Annotated in this window: 13 protein-coding genes; 6 read left to right on the forward strand and 7 right to left on the reverse strand. The window is 70.4% G+C overall.

The window, feature by feature from the left end:
* Positions 1-55: 55 nt before the first annotated feature.
* The 4 genes from atpA to ON759_RS10915 all read left to right on the forward strand — a co-directional run bounded on the left by atpA (position 56) and on the right by ON759_RS10915 (position 4,496).
* Positions 56-1,606, forward strand: coding sequence for a F0F1 ATP synthase subunit alpha (atpA, locus tag ON759_RS10900; protein WP_271680413.1), 1,551 nt, complete (start codon positions 56-58; stop codon positions 1,604-1,606).
* Positions 1,607-1,671: 65 nt separating this feature from the next.
* The gene (gene atpG, locus ON759_RS10905) at positions 1,672-2,535 is read left to right on the forward strand and encodes a F0F1 ATP synthase subunit gamma (RefSeq protein ID WP_271680414.1); all 864 of its coding nucleotides are present in this window, start codon (positions 1,672-1,674) and stop codon (positions 2,533-2,535) included.
* 40 nt (positions 2,536-2,575) lie between these two features.
* Positions 2,576-3,982, forward strand: a complete 1,407-nt coding sequence (gene atpD / locus ON759_RS10910; protein ID WP_271680415.1) for a F0F1 ATP synthase subunit beta — start codon at positions 2,576-2,578, stop codon at positions 3,980-3,982.
* 88 nt (positions 3,983-4,070) lie between these two features.
* Positions 4,071-4,496, forward strand: a complete 426-nt coding sequence (locus ON759_RS10915) for a F0F1 ATP synthase subunit epsilon (protein WP_271680416.1) — start codon at positions 4,071-4,073, stop codon at positions 4,494-4,496.
* 89 nt (positions 4,497-4,585) lie between these two features.
* Here ON759_RS10915 and ON759_RS10920 read toward each other — a convergent pair whose 3' ends face one another.
* Positions 4,586-4,975 carry a GtrA family protein gene (locus ON759_RS10920; protein ID WP_271680417.1) on the reverse strand — a complete coding sequence of 130 codons (390 nt, stop codon included), beginning with the start codon at positions 4,973-4,975 and terminating at the stop codon, positions 4,586-4,588.
* A complete protein-coding gene (locus ON759_RS10925) occupies positions 4,972-6,963 on the reverse strand; it encodes a hypothetical protein (protein ID WP_271680418.1) in 1,992 nt (663 codons plus the stop codon). Before ON759_RS10925 ends, ON759_RS10920 begins: the two co-directional genes overlap by 4 nt.
* Before the next feature lie 94 nt (positions 6,964-7,057).
* On the opposite strand from ON759_RS10925, the gene glmU reads away from it, so the two are divergent.
* Complete coding sequence (gene glmU, locus ON759_RS10930; protein ID WP_271680419.1) at positions 7,058-8,431, forward strand: bifunctional UDP-N-acetylglucosamine diphosphorylase/glucosamine-1-phosphate N-acetyltransferase GlmU; 1,374 nt, start codon at positions 7,058-7,060, stop codon at positions 8,429-8,431.
* On the forward strand, positions 8,428-8,718 hold the full coding sequence (locus ON759_RS10935) for a helix-hairpin-helix domain-containing protein (protein WP_271680420.1): 291 nt from the start codon (positions 8,428-8,430) through the stop codon (positions 8,716-8,718). The genes glmU and ON759_RS10935 overlap by 4 nt, the downstream gene beginning before the upstream one ends.
* 7 nt (positions 8,719-8,725) lie before the next feature.
* Here the strand turns inward: ON759_RS10935 and ON759_RS10940 are convergent, their stop codons facing one another.
* From ON759_RS10940 to ON759_RS10960, 5 genes are all read right to left on the reverse strand, one after another.
* Complete coding sequence (locus tag ON759_RS10940; protein WP_425608477.1) at positions 8,726-10,036, reverse strand: sensor histidine kinase; 1,311 nt, start codon at positions 10,034-10,036, stop codon at positions 8,726-8,728.
* 10 nt (positions 10,037-10,046) lie between these two features.
* Positions 10,047-11,384, reverse strand: coding sequence for a sigma-54-dependent transcriptional regulator (locus tag ON759_RS10945; RefSeq protein WP_271680421.1), 1,338 nt, complete (start codon positions 11,382-11,384; stop codon positions 10,047-10,049).
* 9 nt (positions 11,385-11,393) lie between these two features.
* A complete protein-coding gene (locus ON759_RS10950; RefSeq protein ID WP_271680422.1) occupies positions 11,394-11,897 on the reverse strand; it encodes a nuclear transport factor 2 family protein in 504 nt (167 codons plus the stop codon).
* Between the two features lie 17 nt (positions 11,898-11,914).
* Positions 11,915-13,144: an ABC transporter permease gene (locus ON759_RS10955; protein ID WP_271680423.1), complete on the reverse strand. Its 1,230-nt coding sequence runs from the start codon at positions 13,142-13,144 to the stop codon at positions 11,915-11,917.
* Between the two features lie 62 nt (positions 13,145-13,206).
* Entirely contained in the window at positions 13,207-14,511 is a 1,305-nt protein-coding gene (locus ON759_RS10960; protein WP_271680424.1) for an ABC transporter permease, read from the reverse strand.
* Between the last annotated feature and the right edge of the window lie 9 nt (positions 14,512-14,520).

The following is a 14,520-nucleotide window of genomic DNA, read 5'->3' on the forward strand; positions in this document are numbered from 1 at the left end:
TCGAGACCGCTTTTTGAATCTTGCCGACGGCGACGCCGGCACCAAGGAACCCAAGATGGCCACTTCCACGCTCAACCCGTCCGAAATCAGCGAACTGATCAAGACCCGCATCGAGAAGGTCAAGCTCGCCGCCGAGGCCCGCAACGAAGGCACCGTGACCTCGGTGTCCGACGGCATCGTGCGCATCCACGGCCTGGCCGACGTCATGCAGGGCGAGATGATCGAACTGCCGGGCAACACCTACGCGCTGGCGCTGAACCTGGAGCGCGACTCGGTGGGCGCGGTGGTGCTGGGCGACTACGAGCACCTGCGCGAGGGCGACACCGCCAAGACCACCGGCCAGATCCTCTCGGTGCCGACCGGCCCGGAGCTGCTCGGCCGCGTGGTGAACGCGCTGGGCGAGCCGATCGACGGCAAGGGCCCGATCGACGCCAAGACCAGCTCGCCGGTGGAGACCATCGCCCCGGGCGTGGTGTGGCGCAAGTCGGTCAGCCAGCCGGTGCAGACCGGCTACAAGTCGGTCGACAGCATGATCCCGATCGGCCGCGGCCAGCGCGAGCTGATCATCGGCGACCGCCAGACCGGCAAGACCGCGCTCGCGGTCGACGCGATCATCAACCAGAAGCACTCGGGCATTAAGTGCATCTACGTGGCGATCGGCCAGAAGAACTCGACGATCGCCAACATCGTGCGCAAGCTCGAGCAGTACGGCGCGATGGCCTACACCACCGTGGTCGCCGCCTCCGCCTCCGAGTCCGCCGCGATGCAGTACATCAGCGCCTACTCGGGCTGCGCGATGGGCGAGTACTTCCGCGACCGCGGCGAAGACGCGCTGATCATCTACGACGACCTGTCCAAGCAGGCCGTGGCCTACCGCCAGATCTCGCTGCTGCTGCGCCGCCCGCCGGGCCGCGAAGCCTACCCGGGCGACGTGTTCTACCTGCACAGCCGCCTGCTGGAGCGCGCCGCGCGCGTGTCCGAGGAATACGTCGAGAAGTTCACCGACGGCGCCGTGAAGGGCAAGACCGGCTCGCTGACCGCGCTGCCGATCATCGAGACCCAGGCCGGCGACGTGTCGGCGTTCGTGCCGACCAACGTGATCTCGATCACCGACGGCCAGATCTTCCTCGAGACCGACCTGTTCAACGCCGGCATCCGCCCGGCCGTGAACGCCGGCATCTCGGTGTCGCGCGTGGGTGGCGCGGCGCAGACCAAGATCATGAAGAAGCTGTCGGGCGGCATCCGCATCGCGCTGGCGCAGTACCGCGAGCTGGCGGCGTTCGCGCAGTTCGCCTCCGACCTGGACGACGCGACCCGCAAGCAGCTGGAGCGCGGCCAGCGCGTCACCGAGCTGATGAAGCAGAAGCAGTACGCCCCGATGTCGGTGGCCGAGCAGGCGCTGTCGATCTACGCGGTCGACAAGGGCTACATGGACGAGGTCCCGGTCGCCAAGATCGGTGCGTTCGAGGATGCGCTGCACGCGCACTTCGCCAACACCGCCGGCGAGCTGATGGGCTCGGTGGCCGCGTCGGGCGACTGGAACGACGACATCGAGGCCGCGTTCAAGAAGGGCATCGAGGACTTCAAGGCGACGGGCAGCTGGTAAGCGGCACCGGAACCGGGCGCGCGGGTCGCTGACCTGCGCCGTCGAACGACGAAGAAGAGACGAGCATGGCAGGCGGACGCGAAATCAAGACGAAGATCAAGAGCGTGCAGAACACCCGCAAGGTGACGCGCGCGCTCGAGATGGTCTCGGCCTCCAAGATCCGCAAGGCGCAGGACCGGATGAAGGCCTCGCGCCCCTACGCGCGGGCGATGAAGCAGCTGATCGGGCACCTGGCGCAGGCGAACTCGGAATACCGCCATCCCTACCTCGTCCAGCGCGGCGAGGTGAAGCGGGTCGGCTACATCGTGGTGTCGTCCGACCGCGGCCTGGCCGGCGGCCTCAACAACAACATGTTCCGCAAGCTGCTGGCGGATTTCCGCAAGCTGCAGGAGCAGGGCATCGAGGTCGACGTCGTCACCATCGGCCAGAAGGCCTCGGTGTTCTTCCGCCGGATCAAGGTCGGCATGCTGGCCTCGGTCACCCACCTCGGCGACGTCCCGCACCTCGAGCAGCTGGTCGGCGTCATCAAGGTGATGCTGGACGCCTACAGCAGCGGCAAGGTCGACAAGGTGTTCCTGTCGTACAACGACTTCGTCAACACCATGACCCAGCGCGCGACGTTCGACCAGTTGCTGCCGCTGCCGGCGCCCGAGGCGCAGGTCGCGCGCCACGACTGGGACTACCTGTACGAGCCCGACGCGGAGACCGTGCTGGACCACGTGCTGACCCGCTACATCGAGTCGCTGGTGTACCAGGCGGTGATGGAGAACGTGGCCTCCGAGCATGCCGCGCGCATGGTCGCGATGAAGGCCGCGAGCGACAACGCGACCAAGCTGATCGGCACCCTGAACCTCGTCTACAACAAGGCGCGGCAGGCGGCGATCACCCAGGAAATTTCGGAAATCGTCGGCGGCGCCGCGGCGGTTTGACACAACGAAGCAGCATCCAAGAGTTTTCGAGGAAACAACCATGAGCAACCAGGGCAAGGTCGTACAGATCATCGGCGCGGTCGTCGACGTCGAATTCCCGCGCGAGGACGTGCCGAAGGTGTACGACGCACTGAAGGTGCACGGCACCGACATCACGCTCGAGGTCCAGCAGCAGCTGGGCGACGGCGTCGTGCGCACCATCGCGCTGGGTTCCACCGACGGCCTGAAGCGCAACCTGGTCGCCGAGAACACCGGCCGCGCGATCTCGGTGCCGGTCGGCATCGGCACCCTCGGCCGCATCATGGACGTGCTGGGCAACCCGATCGACGAGGCCGGCCCGGTCAAGGCCGACACCCAGTGGGAAATCCACCGCGCGGCGCCGAGCTACGAGGACCAGTCCTCGACCACCGACCTGCTGGAAACCGGCATCAAGGTCATCGACCTGATGTGCCCGTTCGCGAAGGGCGGCAAGGTCGGCCTGTTCGGCGGCGCCGGCGTGGGCAAGACCGTGAACATGATGGAACTCATCAACAACATCGCGACCGAGCACTCGGGCCTGTCGGTGTTCGCCGGCGTGGGCGAGCGTACCCGCGAGGGCAACGACTTCTACCACGAGATGCAGGAGTCGGGCGTCGTCAACGTGCAGGAGCACGAGAAGTCCAAGGTGGCGATGGTGTACGGCCAGATGAACGAGCCGCCGGGCAACCGCCTGCGCGTCGCGCTGACCGGCCTGACCATGGCCGAGTACTTCCGCGACGAAGGCCGCGACGTGCTGCTGTTCGTCGACAACATCTACCGCTACACCCTGGCCGGCACCGAAGTGTCCGCGCTGCTGGGCCGCATGCCGTCGGCGGTGGGCTACCAGCCGACCCTGGCCGAGGAAATGGGCGTGCTGCAGGAGCGCATCACCTCGACGAAGACCGGCTCGATCACCTCGATCCAGGCCGTGTACGTGCCCGCGGACGACCTGACCGACCCGTCGCCGGCGACCACCTTCGCCCACCTCGACGCCACCGTCGTGCTGTCGCGCAACATCGCCTCGCTGGGCATCTACCCGGCGGTCGACCCGCTGGACTCGACCAGCCGCCAGCTCGATCCGAACGTGATCGGCAACGAGCACTACGACACCGCGCGCCGCGTGCAGTCGACCCTGCAGAAGTACAAGGAACTGAAGGACATCATCGCGATCCTGGGCATGGACGAGCTGTCCGAAGAGGACAAGCTGGCCGTGGCCCGCGCGCGCAAGATCGAGCGCTTCTTCAGCCAGCCGTTCACCGTGGCCGAAGTGTTCACGGGCTCGCCGGGCAAGTACGTGCCGCTGAAGGAAACCATCCGCGGCTTCAAGGGCATTGTCGACGGCGACTACGACCACCTGCCGGAGCAGGCGTTCTACATGGTCGGCTCGATCGACGAGGCCGTCGAGAAGGCGAAGAAGCTGGCGGCCTGATGATGGCGCGCGGGCGTTCGCGCCCGCCGGCCCTCACCCCTGCCCTCTCCCGTGAACGGGAGGGGGGGACAAGGAAGAGAAGCACGTTATGAGCAGCACCATCCGTTGCGACATCGTCAGCGCCGAGGCCGAGATCTTCCACGGCGAGGCGGAGCTGGTCGTCGCCACCGGCGAACTCGGCGAACTCGGCATCGCGCCGAAGCACGCGCCGCTGATCACGCGCCTGAAGCCGGGCAAGGTCGTGGTGACCCTGCCGGGCGGCGAGAAGCTGGACTTCGCGATCTCCGGCGGCATCCTCGAGGTGCAGCCGACCGTGGTCACCGTGCTCGCCGACACCGCGGTGCGCGCCGACGCCATCGACGAGGCCGCGGTGCGCGCGGCCAAGGAAGAGGCCGAGCGCATCATCGCCCGCCGTGGCGAGCCGTTGGAGATCGCCGAAGCGCAGCAGCGCCTGGCCGAGGTCACCGCGCAGCTGCAGGCGCTGGAGCGCCTGCGCAAGAACCTCAAGCACTGAGGCGCGCGCGACATCGCATCATCGGGACGCCGGCGAAAGCCGGCGTTTTTGTTTTTCGGTCGCGATGGACTGGGCACACGCCGCGTCGATCAAGCCGCCTTCTTGTAGACCCAATGCCGCGACAGCAGGAAGCCGACGCCGCCGGATACCAGGTCCGCGCCAGGCTTGAGCAATTGCGCCAGGCCGAGGCCGTAGCGGTCGTCGATCGCGGCCACGATCCAGGTGTTGAGCACGGTCAGCGCCAGCCACATCGCCACGAAGCGCACCGCCGCGTGGCGGCCGACATGGGTATCGTCGCCGGCGAAGGTCCACTTGCCGTTGAGCCAGAAGCCGAGCACGGCGCCGGCGAGGCGGCCGATGACGTTGGCGGGTTCCACCGGCATCACCCAGCGGCTGAGCACGACCATCAGGCCGTATTCGACCAGCCATTGGACGAGGCCGATGGCGGCGTAGGACATCGCATGGCGGCGCAGGGTCATGGGCCTGCATTCTCCGGCAAGCGCCATGCCGTTGCATCGGCCACGCGCGCGACCTCGTCGGCACTGGCGAGCCGCAGGCCGTTGCGCAACGCCACCGTGGCATGGGCATCGTCGACCACCACGTGGCCGATGTCGTGCGCGCGCAACAGGCGGGCCCATGCCTGCCCCGACGGATCCGCCGTCGCGATGCCGGCGGCTTGCTCGAGCGCGGGGGCATACCAACTGGTGGTGCGTGCGCGCGGACCGAGTTCGGGCAAGGCACCGACGCGTCCGGCCACCACGAGTACCGGCCGCGGGTCGTCCCGTTCGCGCAGGGTGCGCGCGATCAGTCGCTCCGGGACGTAGCGCTCGAACAACGGCGCATCGTCCAGTGGATGGGCCAGCACGCGCTTCAAGGCGCCGGTGCGCAACATCCAGTCCGCGTTGGTCGCGAACGCGAGCTGCAGCGCGCACAGCGCCCACAGTGCGGTCCGCGCAGCTGCGCCGGGCGGGTAAGCGGCGACCAGCGCGGGCAGCAGCAGCACCAGCGAGGGATGCAGGTAGCGCGCGTACTGCATCGGCAGGGCGCTGCCGACCAGGGCGAGGGTGGCGACGATGGCGAGGGCGCGGGTCCGCGGCTCGCGCAGTGCAAGCCACCATGCCCCCGCAAGCGCGACCAGCACGAAGCCCGCGCCCCCGGCGAATCCCTCGAGGTAGCGCGGGGTCTCGAACGTCAGCCGCCATGGAAGGTCGATGCCGATGCCGGCATGCCAGCGCGGGTCGGTGAAGTCGGTCGGCGGGAACGCGGGAGAACGGAACCAGCCATTGAGCAGCGGCAGCACCGGATTGGCGGTGCGCCACCAAGCATGGGCATAGCTGGCCCCGCCGGCGAGCGCGGCCACCAGCGCCAGCAGGAGCCCGCTTGCTGCGCCCAGCGCACGGCGATGCCGCCATGCTGCCCAGCCGAGCATGGGCAGGGCCGCCAGCCCGTGCAGCGGCTTGAGAGCCCACAAGCCGCCATAGACCAACGCGATCGCCATTCCTCGGCGCGCTACCGGGAGATCGCCGTGCAGGACCAGCCAGGCCAGCACGGCAAGCAATGCGCTCGCCGGCAGCTCGGTCTGCATCCCCGCCAGCAAGTGCAGGCTCAGCGGGAGGCTGGCCATCAGCGCCACGCTCCACCAGCGTCGCGCATCGCTTGCGCCCAACGCGCCGGCGGTGGCATGCAGGGCGCCCGCCGCGATCGCCAGCCATGCCAGGTTGAGCGCGCCACGCGCCTCGCGTCCGGCCAGGAGTTGGACGATGCCGTGCAACACGTCGCCGGCCCAGGGGGCGACTGCCCACGCGTGGTGCGCGGCGGCCATCGCATAGCGACCGGTCGCCTGCAGTTCCCAGGCAAGGCCCAGGTGGTAGCCGACGTCATCCGCCTGCATGGTCGGCAGCCACGCCGACGTCGCCGCGAGGCCGAGCAGGAGCATGGTGGCGGCCGCGCTGCCTGGCGCGGCACGGGCGCTGGCATCGAAGCTGCGCCAGGCGAGGCGCAGCGCGCCGGCAACGGCGTCGTGCCGCCAGGCGACCAGGGCGAGGCAGGCGATCGCATCGGTCGCGCGGTGATGCAGCGGGACCGACAACCACCACCCGCTGCCGGCCGCGACCAGCACCAGTCCCATCGGTAGCGCCACCGGCCCCGGCAGGATGAAGCTGCCGAGCGCGATGGCGGCGCCCGCCAGCAGGCTGGCGGCGGCCAGCGGCAAGGGGCCAAGGTAGGCCAACGATGCGGCGAGCCAGGTCGCCGCCAGCACGGTCGCCAACGGCCAGCGCAATGCCCGCTGGAGCAGGCGCGCCGCGCCCAGCGCGAGCAGTGCCAGCACGAGGTGTTCGAAGACGCGCGGGAACGCGATCGCGCTCCAGGCGCGATGCAGGGCGATCCCGGCGAGGCATGCGCCGAACCCGCCCCAGAGCAAAACGGCTTGCGAGCGGGAGGCCTGCGTCGGGCGGGGCGTGGTCATCCGTGCATGCTAGGGACTCGTCCCCCTGCGTCAACGCGGCGCGCGCCGGCACGGCCAGTCGCTAGAATCCATGGGTCTCCTCCCGGACCCCGCCATGAGCGCACCGTTGCACGTCGTCATCCTCGCCGCCGGCGAGGGCAAGCGGATGAAGTCCGCGCTGCCCAAGGTGCTGCAGAAGATCGCCGGCAGGCCGATGCTGGCGCATGCCATCGATGCCGCGCGCGCGCTGCAGCCGCAGGGCATCCACGTGGTCTACGGGCACGGCGGCGAGGCCGTGCGCACGGCCTTCGCCGACCAGCCTGGCCTGGCGTGGGCCGAGCAGGCGCGCCAGCTCGGCACCGGGCATGCGGTGCAACAGGCGATGCCCGGCGTACCCGACGACGCGCGCGTGCTGGTGCTGTACGGCGACGTCCCGCTGATCACCGCGGCGTCGCTGCGCCGCCTGCTGCAAGCGCCGGGTCGCTTGGCGGTGCTCGCGACCGAGCTGCACGATCCCGCCGGCTACGGCCGCATCCTGCGCGATCCCGAAGGCCGCGTGGCCGCGATCGTCGAGCACAAGGACGCCGACGAGGAGCAGCGCCGCATCCGCCTGATCAACACAGGCGTGATCGCCGCCGATTCCACCGCGCTGCGCCGCTGGCTGGAGCACCTGCGCAACGACAACGCGCAGGGCGAGTACTACCTCACCGACGTGTTCGCCGCGGCCGCCGACGAATACGCCGCCGCCGAGATCGTGGTGGTCGCCGACCCGCTGGAGACCGAGGGCGCCAACGATCCGTGGCAGCTCGCGCAGCTCGAGCGCGCGTTCCAGCTGCGCCAGGTGCGCGCCCTGTGCGAGGCCGGCGCGCGCGTGGCCGACCCGGCCCGCGTCGACATCCGCGGCAGCGTGGGCGTGGGCCGCGACGTCGAGATCGACGTGGGCGTGGTGTTCGAAGGACGCGTCGAGCTCGGCGACGGCGTGCGCATCGGGCCGTTCTGCCGGATCAAGGACGCGGTGCTCGGCGCCGGCACCGAAGTACGTGCGCACTGCGACATCGACGGCGCGCGGACCGAGGGCGCGGTGGCGATCGGCCCATTCGCGCGGCTGCGGCCCGGCAGCGTGCTTGCTGACGGCGCGCACGTCGGCAATTTCGTCGAGACCAAGAACACCACGCTCGGCGTGGGCAGCAAGGCCAACCACCTGGCCTACCTCGGCGATGCCGTCATCGGCGCCGGCGTGAACATCGGCGCCGGCACCATCACCTGCAACTACGACGGCGCGAACAAGTCCACCACCACCATCGGCGATGGCGCCTTCATCGGCTCCAACAGCGCCCTGGTGGCGCCGGTGCGCATCGGCGAGGGCGCGACCATCGGCGCCGGTTCCACCCTCACCAAGGACGCGCCGGACGGCAGGCTGACCGTGGCGCGCGCCAGGCAGGTCACGCTGGATGGCTGGCGGCGGCCGGTCAAGACGCCCAAGCCATGAATCCCGCGCGTGTCCGGCGCGACGCCGTGCGCAACCTGACCGACCTGCCCAATGTCGGGCCGGCGACCGCCGCCGACCTGCGCCTGCTGGGCATCGAACGCCCGGCGCAGTTGCGCGGCCGCGATCCCGCGCAGTTGTACGCGACGCTGTGCCGCAAAACCGGCGTGCGGCACGACCCGTGCGTGATCGACGTGTTCGCCTCGATCACCGCGTTCATGGACGGCGACGACCCCAAGCCCTGGTGGGCCTACACGGCACTGCGCAAGGGCGGCGCGACACCCGGCTGAGCGGGCATCAGGCGGGCAGCACCATCGACACGCACAGCCCGCCGCCCTGCCGGTTGAGCAGGGCGATGCGCCCGCCGTGCGCCTCGGCGATCTCGCGGGCCAGCGCCAGGCCCAGGCCGGTGCCGTGCCGCTTGGTCGAATAGAAGGGCAGCAACGCGTTTGCCAGCACCGCGTCGTTCATGCCGCTGCCGCGGTCGAGCACGTCGATGCGCCAGTCTTCCGGCGTGCGCCGGATCGACAGCCGCACCGCATCCGCCGGCGAGCCGGATTCGTGCGCGTTCTTGAGCAGGTTGAGCAGGGCCTGCTCCAGCTGCGCGGCATCGAAGCGGCCGATGCCGTCCTCCGGCTGCAGGTCGAGCGTGAAGCCGACCTGGGTCGCCAGCTGTCCGGCGAAGCGCCGCCACGGCACGGGCACGGTGCGTGGCGCCGGCAATTTGGCGAAGCGCGCGTAGTCGCGGATGAAGCCCTCGAGGTGGCGGGCACGGTCCTCGATGGTGGCCAGCGCCTCCGGCAGGCGCTCGGTCTGCCCGCGGCGCAGCAGCTCGGCGCTGGAATGCGCCAGCGAGGCGATCGGCGCCAGCGAGTTGTTGAGCTCGTGGCTGATCACCCGGATCACCTTCTTCCAGGTCTGCACTTCCTGCCGGCGCAACTCGGCGGTGAGCTGGCGCAGGAGCACCAGCTCGTGGATGCGGCCGTTGAGCCGGAACCGCCGGCGCGACAGGTGGTAGATGTCCTCGTCGTCGGCATCGCCGACGGTGAACATGCCGTCGCCGCCGCGCGCGAACGCCTCGCGCACCGCCGGATCGGCGGTCCCCAGCAGGTCCTCGAAGGCGCGGCCCTCGAGCCGGCGCCCATCGCCCAGCATGCGCCGCGCGGCCAGGTTGCCGAGCACCACGCGGCGCGCGGCATCGACCAGCACCATCGCCACCGGCGTGTTCTGGACCATGGTGTCGAGCAGCAGTTCGCGCTGCACGAGGGCCAGGCGTTGCTCGCGCAGCGCGGTGCCGAGCGCGTTGTGGGCATCGACCAGTTCGATCAGGTCGCTGGCCTTGTCCCAGGTGATGCCGAAGCTGAAGTCGCCGTCGCGATAGCTCGCCACGGTGCCGGCAAGCGCACGGAACAGCGCGCGCATCGGCACCAGTGCGCGCCAGATCACGGTGGCGACGATCGCCGCGACGATGCCGGCCGCGACCAGCGCCGCCGCCCATGGTTGCAGCCAGCGCGCGAGCACCGCGGTCGCCGCGGCAGTGGCGGCGATGCCGGCCACCGCGATAGCGACCATGCGCACCGCGATCGGCAGGACCCGGAGGACGCGCATCGTGGAACGCCTAGCCGCGCGGGATGCCGAGGCGGTCGAGGCGGCGGTACAGCGCCTGCCGCGACAAGCCCAGGTCGGCCGCGGCCTGCGCCAGCACGCCGCCGTTGCGCGCGAGCGCGGCCTCGATGCTGGCCCGATCGGGCTCGTCGCCGCCGGCCGCTGCCGCCTCCGCCGCAGCCGGCAGGGCGAGGTCCCCGGCGCCGATCACGTCGCCGCGCGCGAGCAACGCCGCACGCTGCATCACGTTGCGCAATTCGCGCACGTTGCCGGGCCACGCGTGTCGCTGCAGCGCGCGCGCCGCATCCTCGTCGAGCCGCTTGCCGGGCGGCAGGAAGTGCCGGGCCAGCGGCAGGATGTCGCGCGGGCGCTGCGCCAGCGGCGGCACCCGCAGCTCGATGCCGTTGAGGCGGTAGTAGAGGTCCTCGCGGAAGCGGCCCTCGGCAATCAGCGCGGGCAGGTCGGCGTTCGTCGCGCTGACCACGCGCACCTTGACGCTGCGTTCGCGGTTGCTGCCCAGGCGCTGGAAGCGGCCGGTCTCGAGCACGCGCAGCAACTTGACCTGGCCGGCCAGCGGCAGGGTGCCGATCTCGTCGAGGAACAGCGTGCCACCGTCGGCGGCCTCGAACTTGCCCTCGCGCGCCTTGGTCGCGCCGGTGTAGGCGCCGGCGTCGGCGCCGAACAGTTCGGCCTCGATCAGCTCCGCCGGCAGCGCGCCGCAGTTGAGCGCGACGAAGGGTCCGCCGGCCACCGCGGAATTCGCGTGGATGATCTCGGCATAGCGCTCCTTGCCCGCGCCGTTCGGGCCGGTGACCAGCACCGGCAGGTCCGAGCGCGCGACCTGGCAGGCCAGCGCGAGCACCGCCTCGCTGGCCGGATCGGCATACACCAGGCCGCGCAGGTCGTGCCCCTGCAGCAGCGCGTCGCGGCGCGTGCGTTCGCCGGCGCGGGCCTGCGAGAGTTCGCGGCGCGCCTCGCCGAGTTCCAGCAGGTTGTTGACCGTGGCCAGCAGCTTGCGGTCGTCCCAGGGCTTGGCGAGGTAATCCGCGGCGCCGGCCTTGACCAGGTCGATCGCCGATTCGAGGTGGGTCCACGCGGTGAGCAGGATCACCGGCAGGTCGGGATGGCGCGCGCGGATCTGGTGGAACAACGCCACGCCCTCGTCGCCCGAGGTGGTGTCGGCCTCGAAGTTCATGTCCTGGATCACCAGGTCCACCGCTTCGCGGGCCAGCAGTTCCAGCCCGGCGCGCGGCGACTCGGCGCGCAGCGTGTGCAGGTCGTGCAGCGAGAACAGCACGTCCAGCGCGGTCGCGACCGAAGGATTGTCGTCGATGACGAGGATGGTGGGCATGCGGCAATCCTACGGGGATTCCGCCGCCGGGTTGCGGCGATGGCCGTAACTCAGCACGCGCGTGACTTGCCATTCGCCGTCGCGCAGGCGCCAGACCATCGCGAAGTCGGCTTCACCTTCACATCGCGCGGCGCCGGCCTGGCAGAACCGGTGGACACCGGTGGCGATGGCCCCGAAATCCTTGACCGGCGAGACGCGCAGGCTGCCCGGCACCAAGCTGCGGGTGTAGTGGCCGCAGGCGTGCGTACGGGTGTTGGCGAGCATCGCCTCGCGCGTCCAGGTGACGCCGCCGGTGTCGTGGTAGAACTCGACGTCCGGCGCGAAGTAGCGCGCGTGCACCCGCAGCTGCGCGGGGTCCGCGCAGCGGTTGAAGGCATCGAACAACGCGCCGTCGAGCGCGGCGATGGTGGCGTCCAGCGTCGCGGCATCGCCCGGCGGATCGGCGGGCGAGGCCATGGCCGGGGCCATGGCGAGGACGAAGCAGGTCGCGAGGCTGGCGCAGTGGCGTCGCATGCGGGCGTGCGCGGCGGTCATACGCTGCGGGTCGCCACCGCGGGCGGCACCGAGGCCGCGCGGCGGGCCGGTCCGTACACCGCGGCCTGGCCGAGCAGCCACAGCACCACCGCGCCGACCGGCAGGTACCACAACGGCAGTCGCGGCAGTTCGTAGGTCCCCATCAGCAGCTGGTTGAGGCCGTAGGCCAGCAGCATGCCGAGCACGATGCCGATGCCGGCGATCAGGAAGTTCTCGACCTGGAAGTAGCGCAGTATCTGCCCGCGGGTCGCGCCCAGCGCGCGGCGCACGCCGATCTGCTTGGTCCGCTGCTGCACCCAGAAGCTGGCCAGGCCGACGATGCCGAGCGCGGTCACCACCAGCAGCGCGACGCAGACCACCACCAGCAGCCAGGCCATCGCGCGGTCGTCCTGGAAGTACTCGCGGCGGGTTTCCTCGTAGGTGACCTGTCCATCGTGCAGGCGGTTCGGGGCGACCTTGTCGAGCGCCGCGACCACCGCGCCGAGGATCTCCTTGCGCCGCGACGGATCCTTCGCGCGCACCGCGTAGAAGCCCTCGCCGTAGCTCAGGCGCACCGGCAGGATGATCGAGTACTGCTGGGTGAGCGGTCCCTGGAAGGTGTTGGGCCGCGCCAGCGACTCGACGATGCCGACCACGCGCAGGCCGGTGCTGCCCATGTAGACCGTGCGGCCGAGGGTGCTGCCGTCGGGATACAGCTTGTCGGCCACGGCGCGCGTCACCAGCACCGGGAACGTCGCCTTGGTGGGATCGATCTCGTTGCCGATCCTGGCGAAGTCGACGTACTCGTCGGTGGTGAAGTCGCGGCCCTTGGCGATGCGCAGGCCGAGGGTCTCGACCAGGTCCTCGGTGCCCATGTACTGCGCGGCATTGAGGGTCGGCACCTCCTGCTCGCGGGTCAGCGACAGGCTGGTGTTCCACGAGCCGCGGCGCCGGAACGGCAGCTGGTTGATCGCGCTGGCGCGCTCCACGCCGGGGATCGCGCGCAACGCCGCGAGGTCCTCGTTGGTGATCGCGTACGTGTTGGCGTCGCTGCCGATGCCGTTGACGCGCACTTCCAGCACGCGGTCCTCGTCGATGCCGCTCGGCTTGCCGACGGCTTCGATGCGCTGGCCGATCAGGAACAGCGCGTTGCAGACGATCGCGCAGGTCAGCGCGACCTCGAGCGCCAGCAGCGCCGCCGCGGTCTTGTGGCGGCGCAGGGTGGACAGGATGGGGCGGATTTCCATGGAACGGCTCCGGGAAGAGGGGGCGTCCCCCGGGCGCCGCTGGCGCGCGGGGGAGGCGGGCGTCATTGCGACTTCAGCTGGACGGCCGGGGTGATCTGCATCGCGCGCCAGGCGGGCAGCAGGCCTGCCAGCAGGCTGGCGACCAGCGCGAGCACGAAGGTCAGCAGCAGCATCGGCGCGTCGAGACGGGCCAGGCCGGCGTAGTCCACCGGCTGCTGCCGCACCGCCCACAGGCCGAGCAGCGCCAGGCCCAGCCCGAGCACGCCGCCGGCGAGCCCGATCGTGGTCGACTCCACCAGGTACTGGGCGAAGATCGCGCCGCGGGTGGCGCCCAGCGCGCGGCGGACGCCGATCTCGCTGCTGCGGCGGAGGAACTTCGCCAGCAGCAGGCCGACGGTGTTGACCAGGCAGACCAGCAGGAAGGCCAGCGCCAGCCACAGCTGCAGGTGCACGTCGCCCGGCACGACGTTGTTGAAGTCCAGCCACGCCATCACGTCGCGCAACTGGGTGTTGGGCGGGCGCTGGTAGCGGCCGGCGCTGCGCTGCTGGCGGGAATAGTTGTCGAGGTAGGCCTTGTAGTCCGCGACCTGCCGCGCATCGTCGAGCTCCACCCAGTACTGGATCCACACGCAGTTCGCGTTGACGTGGGTGTTGTCGGCATTCGGGCTTTCGCCGTAGCAGTTCATGTTGCCGTTGCGGCCGAGCTTCAGGTCCATCGCGGTGGAGAACGGCACGAACACGTCCTCGCCGCTGTCGTAGCGGCCGGTCGCCAGGTCGTAGAAGTGCGGCACCGGGCGCCATTCGTCGAGCACGCCGACGATGCGCAGGGTGTGGCCCTCGACGCGCAGGTTGCGGCCGGTACCGTCGGCGCCGCCGAACAGCTTCTCGTTGAGCGACTTGCTGATCACCGCCACGCGCGCGCGGGCGTTGTCGTCCTGTGCGCTCCAGCCGCGTCCGTGCGCGAACGGCACCTCGAACATCGGGAAGAAGTCGGCCGACGCATAGCGCGCGCCGCTGCCGAACGGCTTCAGTGCGTTGCCTTCGGGCTCGACGATCAGGCCGCCGCCGGTCATCAGCGCCTGGCGCCTGGCCTTGCCCTGGCGCAGCAGTTCCTCCGCGTCGAAGCGGGTCACCTGGTCCATCGGCTCGTCGCCCGGCTTGTAGCCGGCGGACGGTTGCGGGTCCAGCTGCACGTAGAACAGGCGCTCGCTCTTGGACGGGATCGGGTTGCCGGACAGCACGTGGAACACGGTCAGCGTGGTCATCGAGGCGCCGATACCCAGCGCGATCGCCAGCACCATCAGCGCGGTCAGCACCTTGTTGCGGCGGAAGCTGCGCACCGCGAGGTTGAAGTAGTAGGCCAGCATGGCGCGGTC

Source organism: Thermomonas mangrovi (genome assembly GCF_028201335.1).
GTDB classification, from domain to species: Bacteria; Pseudomonadota; Gammaproteobacteria; order Xanthomonadales; family Xanthomonadaceae; genus Thermomonas; species Thermomonas mangrovi.

Excerpts from the sequence above, each read along its gene's own strand:
- atpA (WP_271680413.1), top strand. The coding sequence starts at position 56 with ATGGCCACTTCCACGCTCAACCCGTCCGAAATCAGCGAACTGATCAAG.
- atpG (WP_271680414.1), top strand. The coding sequence starts at position 1,672 with ATGGCAGGCGGACGCGAAATCAAGACGAAGATCAAGAGCGTGCAGAAC.
- atpD (WP_271680415.1), top strand. The coding sequence starts at position 2,576 with ATGAGCAACCAGGGCAAGGTCGTACAGATCATCGGCGCGGTCGTCGAC.
- ON759_RS10915 (WP_271680416.1), top strand. The coding sequence starts at position 4,071 with ATGAGCAGCACCATCCGTTGCGACATCGTCAGCGCCGAGGCCGAGATC.
- ON759_RS10920 (WP_271680417.1), bottom strand. The coding sequence starts at position 4,975 with ATGACCCTGCGCCGCCATGCGATGTCCTACGCCGCCATCGGCCTCGTC.
- ON759_RS10925 (WP_271680418.1), bottom strand. The coding sequence starts at position 6,963 with ATGACCACGCCCCGCCCGACGCAGGCCTCCCGCTCGCAAGCCGTTTTG.
- glmU (WP_271680419.1), top strand. The coding sequence starts at position 7,058 with ATGAGCGCACCGTTGCACGTCGTCATCCTCGCCGCCGGCGAGGGCAAG.
- ON759_RS10935 (WP_271680420.1), top strand. The coding sequence starts at position 8,428 with ATGAATCCCGCGCGTGTCCGGCGCGACGCCGTGCGCAACCTGACCGAC.
- ON759_RS10940 (WP_425608477.1), bottom strand. The coding sequence starts at position 10,036 with ATGCGCGTCCTCCGGGTCCTGCCGATCGCGGTGCGCATGGTCGCTATC.
- ON759_RS10945 (WP_271680421.1), bottom strand. The coding sequence starts at position 11,384 with ATGCCCACCATCCTCGTCATCGACGACAATCCTTCGGTCGCGACCGCG.
- ON759_RS10950 (WP_271680422.1), bottom strand. The coding sequence starts at position 11,897 with ATGCGACGCCACTGCGCCAGCCTCGCGACCTGCTTCGTCCTCGCCATG.
- ON759_RS10955 (WP_271680423.1), bottom strand. The coding sequence starts at position 13,144 with ATGGAAATCCGCCCCATCCTGTCCACCCTGCGCCGCCACAAGACCGCG.
- ON759_RS10960 (WP_271680424.1), bottom strand. The coding sequence starts at position 14,511 with ATGCTGGCCTACTACTTCAACCTCGCGGTGCGCAGCTTCCGCCGCAAC.